A 12,347-nucleotide genomic window follows, 5' to 3' on the forward strand; every position below is an offset into this window, starting at 1 on the left:
GGCCCCTTGAGCAGCGGCCCCAAGGCACAAAACCCATAGGCCCTCGCGCCGGCGGCTTCGTTCAATCCGGCTTCAATGAGGTCGCGCGCCGCGCCTCGCTCCACGATCAGTGCCGCGCGACCTCACAGAACCCTCCAGATTCACAACTGTCGAGATGTCTGATTCATGGGGTTCCGTGTTGAGACGCGGAGCCGAAGATGGGGATCAAGCGCTACGAGTTGAATGAGGCAGCGCCGCGATGGGGCGGCGGTTCATGCACCTCCGGACATCTCGAAACCCACGATCGACGTCTTCAATTCATCTCGTCTCGATCGGTCCCGGGAAATGGTGAAAGGCCCATTCCCATGGCCGGGGCATTGAAAAGCCGGAGCGGCGGCATCGGGAGGAGTATCGAAGGGGAATAGGGGTAGCCCGTACAGTGCGAGTTCTATGATTTAAGGGGAAGCCACCAAAGTTCGCTCCCGTTTTCTGGCCGGCCATCCGTCGTTCGCCGGCCAGAAACCTCGTTTCTTAACTGGCAGCTTTGGACTGGTGCTGCCGCGCGATCAGGTTGAGCGCATTCAGCGTCACTTGCGCCGCCAGCAGCGCCGACATGCCTCCGACATCATGCGGCGGGCTGACCGTGTTGATGTTGACGCCCACCAGATTGAGCCCGGCGCAGGCCTCCAGCACCGCCAGCCCCTCGCGCGAGGTCGCCCCGCCCCAGGTCGGCGTGCAGACGCCCGGCGCGACCGAGGGGTCGAAGAAGTCCATGTCGTAGGAGAGGTACACCGCTCGGTCGCCGATATGCGCGCGGATCTCGGAGAAGACGTTGGCGATGCCGCGTTCCAGCAGTTCGGCGAGCGGGATCACGTTGTAGCCGAGGCTGCGCCCGTATTCGCCGACGCCGGGCAGCATCGTCGTGCCGCGCATTCCGACCTGGTAGGAGCGGGCCGGGTCGACGAGCCCTTCCTCGACGGCGCGGCCGAAGGCGGTTGCGGTGTTGTAGCCCTCGATCGGGTAAGCGTCGGTATGGGCGTCGATATGGACGGTGACGAGATCGGGATAGACACGGTGCAGCGCCCGCATCTCCGGCAGCGCGATCGCTCCGTMGCCGCCGAGCGTCACCGCCACGGCCCGCGTCTCGGCGATGGCGCCGACCGCGGCCTCGATCGCGACATAGGAGGCTTCGAGATCGCCGGGGCTGACCTTCGCATCGCCGACATCGACAACGCCGAGCGCCTCCAGTGGGTTGATGCCGTTGACGAAGTCGAAGGCTCGCAACAGCAGCGACTGCTCGCGTATAGAGGACGGCCCGAGCCGCGAGCCGACGCGCTGCGGATGCGTCCCGCAATCGAAGGGCAGGCCGAGGACTACCGCCTTGGCGTCGCCGATCTCGGTGCGATGTGGGACGCCCATGAAGGTCTGGGCGAGCGAAAACGGCGCCGTTGTCATCGATAGTCCTGTGTCTTGGTCGGAAAGGCAGGGGCGGGCGGCGCGATGCCGCCCATCGTGGGTCGAGGCTCAGGAGGCGATCGCGTCCATGTAGCGGGCGAGGATCGTGGCGTAGTGCTGCGCGTACCACTCGTTGTCGACGGCGACCTGGCGCGCGAAATTCTCGGGCGATCCGCAGTCGAGCGCCTTCATCTCGGCCGGTACCATCGCGGCGGCGGCCGGGTTGACCGGCCCGTTGCCGACGCGCTTGAACAGTTCGACCTGGCTCTTGGGATCCTGCGCCGAGGCGATGAACTTCCAGGCGCCGGCCTTGGCCGGGTTCCCCTTCGGCACGATCCAGGCGCCGGGAAAGAGGATGCCGTCCTCGAAGGTGAACTTGATGTGGTCGCCAACTTCCTTGGCGAGCAGCATCGAGCGCGTGTGCCAGAGATTGCCCATCACGACCTCCTGGTTGCGGAAGAGCTGCTGGCTCTCCGCGCCGGTGGTCCAGAAGATCGTGTGCTGCTTGATCTCTTTGATCTTGGCGAGCGCCCGGTCGACGTCGATTGGGTAGATCTTGTCGCGGCTGACGCCGTCGGCGAGCAGCGCCGCCTCCAGCATGCCCTCGATATTATTGCGCAGCGTGCGTTTGCCCGGGAATTCCTTGACGTTCCAGAAGTCTTTCCAGTTCTTCGGCACCGGTCCTTTCAGGGCCTTCGCGTCGTAGGTCAGCACGAAGGAATAGAGATAGGCGCCGACGCCCCAGTCCGAGCGATGCGCGGCGCGGACCTTGTCCTGCGCGACGATCGACCAATCGACCTTTTCCAGGAGGTTCTGGCGTCCGAGCTCGATCGAGGCCGGCACGGTGCGGTCGCAGACGTCCCAGGTCACGGCGCCGCTCTCGACCATCGCCTTGATCTTGCCGGAGCTCGGCCCCGAGCCGTTGATCAACGCCTTCGCGCCGGGATTGGCGGCGTTGAAGGGCTGGGCCCAGATAGCGTCATAGGCCGGCACGGCATCCCCGCCCCAGTTAACGACGACGATCTCGCCGGTCTGGGCATGGGCCGGCGTGAGGCGCAGGCCCACCGGGATCGCTCCCAGCATGGCGAGCGCCTGCAGGAAGCGGCGGCGATGCACGCGCTTGCCCTCGGTCTGCCTGCGCAGGATCGCGAGGCAGTCGTCACGGAATTCCTGATGCTCTCTGGTCATGCTGGTCTCCCCTCTGTTGTCAGGCTTTTGCGGAGGCGCTGCGCAGCGCCGAGATCGCGACGGCGGCGAAGGTCAGGACGATCATCACCGTGCCGAGCGCAGCGATGGCCGGGTCGATATTGTCTGCCAGCCCCTCCCAGATCCGGCGCGGCAGGGTCGTCACGGCGCGGCTGGTGACGAAGAGCGCGACGATGGTCTCGTCCCAGGAAGTGATGAAGGCAAAGGCGGCGCCTGCAACGATGCCGGCGCGGATCTGCGGCAGCACGACCCAGCCCATCGCCTGCCGCGCATTGGCGCCGAGGCTGCGTGCCGCCTGTTCCAGCCGCGGATCGACATTGGACAGCGTGCCGGCGACGGTAAGCACGACGAAGGGCAGCCCCTTCATCGCGTGGATCAGGATCAGCCCGAGATAGGTGTCGAGCAGTCCGAGCGTGGCCCAGGCGCGGTAGAACGCGACCGCATGCACGATCGGCGGCACGATGATCGGCGCCAGCAGCAGGAGGCGCAGGCGCCGGGCGAGCGGCGCTCCCAGCCGCCAGGCGCCGACCGCGAAGGCGACGCCGAGCACGGTCGCAAGCACTGTCGCGCCGATACCGACGATCAGGCTGTCGACGATACTCTTCGTCCAGCGGCCGTCGGTCGCGAGGCTGCCGTAATGGCGAAATGAGATCGATGTACTCGGCAGCGAGAGATAGCGCTCCGGCGTCAGCGAGATCGGGATGACGACGAGGATGGGCAGCAGCAGGAACGAGGCCGCGAGCCAGGCGACAATCCGGTTGAGCGAAAGCCCGGTTGAGTTCGAGGGGACGCTGAGCGCTGCCATGGTTACTTCCTCAGCGCCTGTTCGACGTCCATGAAGCGGCTGAGCCACATCACGAGCAGGAGCACGGCGCCGAGCAGCACGGTCGCCAGCATCGCCGCCAGCCCCCAGCGAAGCGTCTCGGAAATCTGTACGCTAATGAACTCGGCCACCATGATCGTGCGCCCGCCGCCGAGGATGGCCGGGGTGATGTAGAAGCCGAGCGAGAAGATCATCACGATCACGCCCGCGCCGATCAGGCCGGGCAGGCTGAGCGGCAGGAAGACCCAGCGGAAGGCCTGCCCCGGCGTCGCCCCGAGCGCGCGCGCCGCCGGCACCAGCCGGTCGTCGATGCCGCGCAGGCTCGTGTAGAGCGGCAGGATCGCGTAGGGCAGCATGTAATGGACCATGCCGATGAGCACGCCGACCTCGTTGCGCACGAGGCTGAGCGGGCTCTCGATCAGGCCGGTCGAGAGCAGGATCGAATTGACCAGCCCCTTCGACTGCAGCAGCGCGACCCAGGCGAAGGCGCGGATGAGGGCGCTGATCCAGAAGCTCGCCACGACGATGCCGAGCAGGATCTTGCGCTCGCGCGGCCCGCATTGCAGCAAGGCGTAGGCGACGATGTAGCCGATGGCCAGCGCCAGCACGGTGGTGATCGCCCCGATCCGAAGCGTCCTCCAGAGCACGCGCTGCACGGCGCCGTTGTTGACGAGTTCCGCATAGTTGGCGAGGCCGGGCCTGGGCACGGTGAAGCTCAGCACCAGCACGTTCAGCACCGGCGCGAGGTAGAACAGCGCCAGGAAGACGCAGGGCGCCAGCAACATCAGCCAGTAGAGCCGCTCGCTTCCGCCGGTGCTGGTGGCGGCGGAAGCGCTCACGGCGAGGCCTCGCTGCCGCACACGAGGATCGCCGCATCCGGCGCCCATGAGGCGACGATCTCCTCGCCCTCCGCGAAGCTGCGCTGCCCGGCCGGAACCGTCGCGAGCAGCGTCTCGCCATTCGTTAGTTTGACCTCGACCTCGACGGCCGCGCCGAGATAGGTGATGTCACCGACCCGACCGCGGACTTGGCAAGGCGCGGCCTCGGCGCTGGCCGTTGACGCGGCAAGCCTGATTTTCTCAGGCCGGAGGGCAGCGACCGCTGCTTCGCCGGCACGCGCCGCGATGCCGTTTACTACGGCCGTCGCGGCGAAGCCGGGCATATGGATCTCGACGTGCCCACCGCTGGTCGAGGCGATCTTGCCGCGCAGGAAATTGCTCTTGCCGAGGAAGCCCGCCACAAACTCGGTGGCCGGCCGCTCGTAGAGCTCGGCTGGCGGGGCGATCTGGAGGATGCGGCCGCGGTCGAGGATGACGATGCGGTCCGACATCGTCAGCGCCTCCTCCTGGTCATGCGTGACATAGATGAAGGTCGAGCCGACCTCGCGATGGATCGACCGGAACTCGGTCTGGAATTCCTTGCGCAAGGCCTTGTCGAGCGCACTCAGGGGCTCGTCGAGCAGGAGCAGTTCCGGCGCGAAGACAAGCGAGCGGGCAAGCGCGACGCGCTGCTGCTGCCCGCCCGACAATTGGCGGGGATAGCGATGTGCGAAGGCCTGCAGCTTCGCCGTCTCCAGCGCGGCCACGATCTTCGGCCGGGCCGCCTCGCCGGTGATGCCGCGTGCTCTCAGCGGAAAGGCGACATTGTCGTAGACGGTGAGGTGCGGGAACAGCGCATAGCCCTGGAAGACGACGCCGAAATTGCGCCGCTCGGGCGGCAGCGCCGTCACGTCGCGGCCGTCGAGCAGCATGCGGCCGCTGCTGGGTGCGACGAAGCCGGCAATGCTCATCAAGATCGTCGTCTTGCCCGACCCGGAAGGGCCGAGCAGCGTGATGAACTCGCCGGCCTTGATCGTCAGATTGGTCGGTTCGAGCGCGACGAAATCGCCATAGCGCTTCTCGACCTTGTCGAGGACAAGCGAGTCTTTCACCGATGCTGTCCCATTCCCCGTTGCCGTTTAGGCTTGGCTCCATGGTCCCGTTTTCCCGGCTTACGTCAAAAACGAAATGAGTTAAAAGATATAAATCTGGATTATAACTCAATGGCGGAGACGGGCTTGGATACGCGGCACCTCGAGGCCTTTCGTGCTGTCATCGAGACTGGCTCGATGAGCGCTGCGGCGACCGTGCTGGCAAAGTCGCAGCCGGCGATCAGCAACCTGATCACCCGGCTTGAGGACGAGCTCGGCGTCTCCCTGTTCGAGCGCAAAAAGGGCAGGTTGCAGGTCACGCCCGAAGCGACGCTTTTCTACGAGGAGGCGCGTCGCGCTCTCGGGGTGCTCGAACGCACCCGCCAGGTCGCACGGGATCTTAAGAGCCTACGCTCGGGAACGCTGTCGCTGGCGAGCCAGCCCGGCCTCGCCACCTATGCCCTGCCGCCGATCATCTCTCGGCTCCTCAGGCGCTGGCCGGACGGCACGGTGCGCTTCATCACGCGCTCATCGCCCACCGTGCGCGATCTCGGCCGCATCGAGGCCTTTGATATCGGTTTCGCCGAGCATCCGATCGAGAGCCCAGCCTCCGTCATCGAGACGATCGAAGTCCCCTGCGTCTGCATGCTGCCCGCCGATCATCCGCTCGCAGCCGAGTCGGTCATCACGCCGGCCCATCTCGACGACGCCCCCTTCATCTCGCTTTATGCCGATCATTTCCTGCACGAGGCGATCGAACGCGCCTTCGCCGAGCATTCGGCGCGGCTGCGCATGGCCGTTCATGTCGAGTTTTTCGGCACCGCTTGCGCGCTGGTCATGGAAGGCGTCGGCGTGACCATCGTCGACGTCGTCACCAGCCTGCATTTCCAGAAGGTGGGACTGATCGCGAAACCGTTCCTTCCGAGGCTCGATTATCGCTATGCGATGTTCCAGCCGGGCGTGCGTCCACTTTCACGAATTGCGCGTGAGTTTGTGGATGCATTCAGGGAAGAAAACACTCGCTTAGTTCGGGCTAATTCTCCCTACACGGGAGCCTAATCCAAGTGAGCACAGGACGTCCCCGTCCCCGGAATTCGCTCTGCGCTTCAAAAATTAAGCCCACCGTTCTGTGAACGGCGGGCCTCTGACTATCGTCAGGACTAGACGGCTCCGGCCATCGCCGGGAAACTGGCTTTGCCCTCCTGTCGGTTGCGGCCGGTACATCCGCGGCAACGCATCCAACCGGAGAGCAGGCAGGTGCGATGATGGCACCGCGCGGACACCGAGATGGTGACGGCTTTGGTTCCTGCAAGGCGGCGGGAAATTGGCAACGATCTGTTTCAAGTTCGACGAGCTACGGCGGGGGGTATTCAAGCTCTATCAGGACCGGGGCGTGGTCACTGGTATGCTCCCAGCCACGCGGCGAACGCCGAATCTCCGCACGCTTGAGTGATGCAGCCAAAGCGGGGCTTAGCAGGAAGTGGTCGATCCGCAGTCCCGCGTCGCGTTCAAACGAGTTGCGCCAGTATTTCCAAAACGTGTAGATGCGCTCGTGGGGATGGAGGTGCCTGACGGCGTCGACCCACCCCTGTTCAAGAAGTTTGGCGTATGCCTTCCTCACCTCGGGGCGAAAGAGAGCGTCCTCCTTCCACCGCTCAGGCGCATAGACATCCAGCGCCGTCGGCATGACATTGAAATCACCAACGAGCGCAACCGGCACGTCGAGTGATAGTATCTCCTCGGCGTAGCTTTGCAGTCGATCAAACCAGCGAAGTTTGTATTCGAACTTGGGCCCAGGGGCGGGATTGCCATTGGGAAGATAGAGACACCCTATCAGCATCCCGTTCACCGCCGCCTCGATGTACCGGCTATGGCTGTCATCGGGATCTCCGGGTAAGCCCCGGCGCGTCAGGACAAGAGGGCGGCCGCGCTTTGCGAGGATGGCGACACCGTTCCAACTCTTCTGGCCCTGCCAAACCGCCGCATAGCCGGCTTGCTGTAGCTCACGCTCCGGAAAGCGATCATCGGAACATTTCAGCTCCTGCAGACAGACTACGTCGGGGTTGTCCTGCTTGAGCCACCGCAGAAGAACCGACAAGCAGCCGTTGATGCCGTTTACATTGTAGGTCGCGATCTTCAATGACGGCTCTCCTCCTAGCCGGGAATCTCTCCACATAGCTCGGGGGTTTCGGCCCTTTCCCGCCGAGCGTCAGAGGTTCTCGCGCAGGAACGCCTGCGCTCTCGATATCACATCCGGCCAACTAGCGAGAGAAAGTCCATGTCCTTCGCCTGGATAGATATGGCTTTGGACATGTCCCCCGGTACTTTTGATCAGCCTCTCGATGGCCCCGGCGTCTGATACCGGGACCACATGGTCGGCATCCCCATGCAAAATGAGTGTCGGTGTCGGACCGAAACACCGAGGGCGGCTGAGCCACGGCCAGGGCAAGCATCACCGCAATCATAATCCAAACTCACGAATCGACATCGGGCAGCCGAGGCCGTTTCATTTGAGTTGCGCCAGGCTAAGGAACTGGCCCTTGGGAAAGCCATTAAAAACAAATTTGTACTTATGTTCCTTTTAGGTATCTGGCTGCGTCAGCCGGCCGCTCAGCTTGGTGCTTCCTCTTGAAACCGGCCCGCTGCTCTGAAAAGGGTGGCGAGCCTTTTTGCGTTTTGGCGGAACCCTCCGTTTCCATGCGCGTTCAGCCGACAGTACCCATGACCCCTGACTGGCCCGCTGTGGGAGGACACCGCGGGCCCTTTTTTGGGCTCAGGAGGACAGCCATGGCTACGGGAACGGTGAAGTGGTTCAATCCCACCAAGGGATTTAGTTTTATTCAACCTGACGACGGCGGACAGGATGTGTTTGTTCACATCAGCGCCTTGGAGCGTGCGGGATTGCGCGAGCTGCGCGACGGACAAAAAATCGCTTACGAGCTTGTTCCCGACCAACGCTCGGGAAAAACCTGTGCCGAGGAACTGACTACGGTACCATTCGTTTGGACGGCGTGCTGTTCCCCTCAAAGGCCACACGACCTACCCGCTGCGATTTGCCCTAGGGCGGGGCCCTATTTCCTCTCCTGGCATCGCCCTCAAGTCCAATAGAGGATCCAATACCTTGGTGGGAGGATGGCCACTTCGGAACGCGCTCGTGAATGCCATGACGCCGATCAGAAACGTGGACTGACACGTCTTATGCTGCGGCTGCCTGGTTTGCGTGCGGGCTTCGAACAGACGTCTGATTCTCGTTCTCTGTGAGGCCTATGAGCTGGCGTGGATCGGGCTCGATTTCTGGGCCCGGTCGGAAGCGCCAGAACGCGCCGAGCGGATTATGGAATACGAAGAGTTGGCGGCCTCTTTGGAGTCGGAGGCGCTTATTAGAGGAGGGAAATCCTGAGACGCCGGCGCGCGGGCACGGCCTTGGGGCCTCGCTGCTCCCGCCGGATCAGCGGGCCCACACTCAGCCCTTCATTTTGATGAGCCGCAGTCGCTCGATCTGAACTTTGAGCGCAGCAACCACGCCCTCGCCGCGCATGCCCCTGATGCCTTGTCTTTTGCGGTCCACGGCGCCGGGGACGCCGTCGAGGATTTCGGCGCGCTTCGCCTCTGGGAGGGAGAGCAAATATTCGACCTCGCATTCGTGCAGCCACTCCCCCGGAATCGGAGAGAACCTCTCGACCGAAGAGATGGGGCCAGACGACGCGAGGTGAGGAGCCTGGCACGGTGCATCTCCAGGGTTGCCCCCCGACTGGTCGATCGCAATGCGTTCATCGACGCAGGCACCGCATCCTGCCTCGACTCAACTCATGGAGCCGATCGCCGGTTCCGCGCCGATGAAACAATTTCGCTCGCGCCCGGAACCCGCAGGGGCCGCTGCGCGTTTCATACCTCAGCCCAATAGGGGTGAACTGGCCCGCTGTGTGAGGACGCTGCGGGTCCTTTTTTTGTTCCTCGTCGACGGAACAGCTGAGGGGCAAGTTTGTTTTCTCTGCGTGCCGGCCACCACTCTCCACCGCCCGCACGGCCTCGGGCTCCGCCGCTGCCATACGGCGGGGCCTCCGGCTGGCCAATTCATCCTTGCGTTCTTTTGATGGATTATAAACTGTGAGCATCGCAGGGGGATTGCGATGCCGTTCCGTTCTATCGTCGCCACGCCAGAGGAACTCGCTCGGATCGCCGCGGCTTTTGGCGAGATTGCAGCAAGGGTCGACCCGCCCAGCGAGCCCGTCCAACGCGAGCGTCTGGCCTCAATCATCGCCGAGTTGTGGAGGGCGGACCCAAGCGTCGATTTGGCAGTACTTGCTGTCCAACGTTTCGATGAGACCGCGTCGAAAGGACCGGGAGAATCTTGAGCGAGTGAAATAGTAGTCGCCGGCCGGAACTGCTGGTTTCGACAGCGGTTCGCTACTGCGTGGTGGCGTTGTTCACATCCGGCGCCGTCACGGCCTGGGGAGCCCCGCCGCTATTCCCCCCGGAACGGCGGGGCGAACCTCGTGCGTGCGTTGGAGTATCAGTTGTGTGTGCGCGTCGTACCCTGCGTGTCGGCCCTGGAGTCGAGAGTCCGTGGCCCTGTCAACAAAGCGCGCGATGCGCGCCAGCGGAAGCTCCGCTTCGACGCCATGCCTGATCGGATTAAGCCCTGCCTGGCTCTCCTGGCTTCCAAGCCACCCGCCGGCGACGGTCATGACTGGACGAACCGGTTCCCACGATCCCAGGTGATGTTCGGGATCTCGGGCCGGATAGCGCCATCCTCGACGGTGAGGCCGTCGTGCTCGACGAACGCGGTGCTTCCGACTTCGGCGCCTTGCAGCAAGCTCTCGGTGGCCGGGGCGGCAAGCGATCTGCCGCCGGAGCGCTCCTGTACGCTTTCGATTTGCTGTATCTCAATGGTCACGATCTTCGTCCGCTGGCGTGTGAGGAGCGGCGCGAGATGCTCGCCGGCATCATAAAGCCCCATACCTCGATCCTGTTCAGCGCGGACGTCGACGCCGAAGGCGACGCCTTCCTGGCGCTCGCCTGCAAGATGGGCCTCGAGGGCGTCATCGCGAAGCGGCGCGATGCGCCCTATAGATCCGGCCGGGGCGGCGAATGGCTCAAGATCAAGTGCATCCAATCGGAAGGGTTCTTCATCATCGGCTATGAGCCGTCGTCGGCGGCATTGGGCGGTATCGGGCGGCTGCTGCTMGCGGCCTGGAAGAACAACCGGCTGACCTGTCGGCGGCGTAGGGACCGGGTTCACCGATMGCTCGGCTACCGCGCTGCGAAAGCAGCTCGACGCCCTCCTGATCGAAGCCCGCGCTGAAACTGACAAGAAAAGGGACGCGCTGGGTGACGCCGTCACTGGTGGCTGAGATCGAATTCCGCGGCTGGACCACGGACCAAAAACTGCGGCACGCGTCCTAAAAGGGGCTACGCGACATCTCCGATGCTGACAACGTCCTTCGCCTTGACGAGTAGTGCCCGCTAATCCCGGTATTTGGCGATGAGACAATCCTCGAGCGCCGCGCCCGCCGGTGGATTCGGCTCTACCTGTTCCGCCGTTTCCTCAGGACAACCGGGTCAGCTGTTCGACGCTCAATTGGACGAGGCCGGCGGAGGATTCTTGCCCGGTTCCCGGCCAAAAAACACCCATCGGCGCCCCGAAACTTGCGTGACAACAACGATCATCGCAACCCCGTCCTCGCATTCGAGATCGAAGGTTTGGTCAAAGGCAAAAGGGCCTGCTTCGATCGGTTCGCTATAGAGGCGGCCGGCGCGCCCACACTCTCCGATGGCGACATACTGATAGGTTACCATCAAGCGCATTCCAGCCTTATCAACCAACACACCTTTCCCGGTGAACATCGGCGCCTCACACCGCGAAATTATCTGACCAGGCTAAGATGAAGGCAGCTTGGCAGTAGGCGCGCATTTAGGGAGAAACTCCACCAATCTGCCCGTGTACGGATGGTGGTGAGCCATTCCTCGAGCGCTGCAACCAGCCTGATCAAGCCGTCGCTGCTGAACACTTTGCCCGCCAGCTCCTCAGGGAACTGCCGGGCGCCTTTTTGCGTTCTGGCGATCAGGAGGACGGGAATGTGCCATGCCGATGCACTGGTTCAGCCCACCCGTTGTCGTTCAAGCCGACCGGCCCGGAGTGGGCTATTCTATCACCGACGTCGAGCAAGCCGCTGAGCTGTTGCTAGCCTGGAAAGCGATTGGAGCGGGGCCGAAGTGGCAAGACGCAGTGCGCGCCTGCACGGCAGTGCTGAATGGTGCCGGGACCGTTGATGAGGCGCGGGAGGCGTTCGAGGAGGCGGCGCGGGAGTGTGGCCGCCTTATCGGGTAGTCAGCTGCGTTGGCGGACCTGGCTGCCCCACGGTTCCACGAGCCCTGACAAGTGGACGGCCGCGGAACTAAAGGCCTCGTCGGGCGTTTCACGCTTAGTGGTGACGCCGCGATCAGATTCTCCGGGCGGCACCACCGGGTCGGAGCCCGCATGCAATCCCCCGCACGGCGAAGCTCTTTTCCCTTACAACTGGCCCGCAGCGGGACGAAGCGCCGCGGGCTTTTTTGTTTCTTGTCCTGTCCTTAGGAACACGCTGGGCCACCGTCCGTTTTAGTGGCGTGAGGGCGTTGAGCGATTGACAACTCCACGGCCGCAACCCTCACAGCCTGGGGCCCTGCCGTTGCGAAGCGGCGGGGCCTTCATATCGCTTCGGATCAGGCGGATGGGCAAAAGCCATGGCTCAAACACGTGGATTTATCACGTTGTCATGCCACTGACCGCGTTGCGATTTCTATCTCGGCTCCAGGCGATGGAGGATTGGCTGAGCGAGTGGGAAATCCCCTATGAGGTGGTGCCACTCAACGTCGGTGATACAGCCCTGTTGATCCGGTTCCCGACCGAGGACTTCGCCCACGCCTTCATCGCCGTGGAGAAAGAGATGGCAACGGCCGCTTTGCCAGGCCTGCACTGAGCGTGTGCCCACT

At 63.6% G+C, this 12,347-nt stretch carries 14 protein-coding genes and 1 pseudogene; 6 read left to right on the top strand and 9 right to left on the bottom strand.

Annotated elements, in window-relative coordinates; genetic code table 11:
* Window positions 1–510: 510 nt before the first annotated feature.
* From AC1DIO_RS29820 to AC1DIO_RS29840, 5 genes are all read right to left on the bottom strand, one after another.
* Complete coding sequence (locus AC1DIO_RS29820; protein ID WP_476854487.1) at window positions 511–1,434, bottom strand: arginase family protein; 924 nt, start codon at window positions 1,432–1,434, stop codon at window positions 511–513.
* 69 nt (window positions 1,435–1,503) lie between these two features.
* Entirely contained in the window at window positions 1,504–2,622 is a 1,119-nt protein-coding gene (locus AC1DIO_RS29825; RefSeq protein WP_441481252.1) for an ABC transporter substrate-binding protein, read from the bottom strand.
* A 19-nt stretch (window positions 2,623–2,641) separates the two neighbouring features.
* Entirely contained in the window at window positions 2,642–3,445 is an 804-nt protein-coding gene (locus AC1DIO_RS29830) for an ABC transporter permease (RefSeq protein ID WP_441481251.1), read from the bottom strand.
* 2 nt (window positions 3,446–3,447) lie between these two features.
* On the bottom strand, window positions 3,448–4,302 hold the full coding sequence (locus tag AC1DIO_RS29835) for an ABC transporter permease (protein ID WP_476854488.1): 855 nt from the start codon (window positions 4,300–4,302) through the stop codon (window positions 3,448–3,450).
* Window positions 4,299–5,393 (bottom strand): ABC transporter ATP-binding protein, encoded by a 1,095-nt coding sequence (locus AC1DIO_RS29840; protein ID WP_476854489.1) that lies wholly within the window; start codon window positions 5,391–5,393, stop codon window positions 4,299–4,301. Before AC1DIO_RS29840 ends, AC1DIO_RS29835 begins: the two co-directional genes overlap by 4 nt.
* 33 nt (window positions 5,394–5,426) lie before the next feature.
* Here AC1DIO_RS29840 and AC1DIO_RS29845 point away from each other — a divergent pair, with 33 nt between their 5' ends.
* Complete coding sequence (locus tag AC1DIO_RS29845; RefSeq protein WP_476854490.1) at window positions 5,427–6,431, top strand: LysR substrate-binding domain-containing protein; 1,005 nt, start codon at window positions 5,427–5,429, stop codon at window positions 6,429–6,431.
* A gap of 295 nt (window positions 6,432–6,726) precedes the next feature.
* On the opposite strand, the gene xth is transcribed toward AC1DIO_RS29845, so the two are convergent.
* Entirely contained in the window at window positions 6,727–7,512 is a 786-nt protein-coding gene (xth, locus tag AC1DIO_RS29850) for an exodeoxyribonuclease III (RefSeq protein ID WP_476854491.1), read from the bottom strand.
* Window positions 7,513–7,581: 69 nt separating this feature from the next.
* Entirely contained in the window at window positions 7,582–7,821 is a 240-nt protein-coding gene (locus AC1DIO_RS29855) for an alpha/beta hydrolase family protein (RefSeq protein WP_476825791.1), read from the bottom strand.
* A 338-nt stretch (window positions 7,822–8,159) separates the two neighbouring features.
* Here AC1DIO_RS29855 and AC1DIO_RS29860 point away from each other — a divergent pair.
* Window positions 8,160–8,357 (top strand): annotated as a pseudogene (locus tag AC1DIO_RS29860) (cold-shock protein); the annotation flags it as partial.
* Window positions 8,358–8,835: 478 nt separating this feature from the next.
* Here the strand turns inward: AC1DIO_RS29860 and AC1DIO_RS29865 are convergent.
* Entirely contained in the window at window positions 8,836–9,138 is a 303-nt protein-coding gene (locus AC1DIO_RS29865; RefSeq protein WP_476854515.1) for a DUF7696 family protein, read from the bottom strand.
* Window positions 9,139–10,143: 1,005 nt separating this feature from the next.
* On the opposite strand from AC1DIO_RS29865, the gene AC1DIO_RS29870 reads away from it, so the two are divergent.
* Together AC1DIO_RS29870 and AC1DIO_RS29875 are read left to right on the top strand one after the other, a co-directional pair.
* Window positions 10,144–10,677, top strand: a complete 534-nt coding sequence (locus tag AC1DIO_RS29870) for an ATP-dependent DNA ligase (protein WP_476854492.1) — start codon at window positions 10,144–10,146, stop codon at window positions 10,675–10,677.
* A gap of 41 nt (window positions 10,678–10,718) precedes the next feature.
* Window positions 10,719–10,778, top strand: a complete 60-nt coding sequence (locus AC1DIO_RS29875) for a hypothetical protein (protein ID WP_476854516.1) — start codon at window positions 10,719–10,721, stop codon at window positions 10,776–10,778.
* A gap of 171 nt (window positions 10,779–10,949) precedes the next feature.
* Here the strand turns inward: AC1DIO_RS29875 and AC1DIO_RS29880 are convergent, their stop codons facing one another.
* A complete protein-coding gene (locus AC1DIO_RS29880) occupies window positions 10,950–11,219 on the bottom strand; it encodes a hypothetical protein (protein ID WP_476854493.1) in 270 nt (89 codons plus the stop codon).
* 244 nt (window positions 11,220–11,463) lie between these two features.
* Between AC1DIO_RS29880 and AC1DIO_RS29885 the strand changes: the two genes are divergently transcribed.
* Together AC1DIO_RS29885 and AC1DIO_RS29890 are read left to right on the top strand one after the other, a co-directional pair.
* Window positions 11,464–11,703, top strand: a complete 240-nt coding sequence (locus tag AC1DIO_RS29885) for a DUF982 domain-containing protein (RefSeq protein ID WP_476835935.1) — start codon at window positions 11,464–11,466, stop codon at window positions 11,701–11,703.
* A gap of 382 nt (window positions 11,704–12,085) precedes the next feature.
* Window positions 12,086–12,334 (top strand): hypothetical protein, encoded by a 249-nt coding sequence (locus AC1DIO_RS29890; RefSeq protein ID WP_476833023.1) that lies wholly within the window; start codon window positions 12,086–12,088, stop codon window positions 12,332–12,334.
* Window positions 12,335–12,347: the final 13 nt, after the last annotated feature.

It is taken from the genome of Allobosea sp. 05T439, from assembly GCF_056396005.1.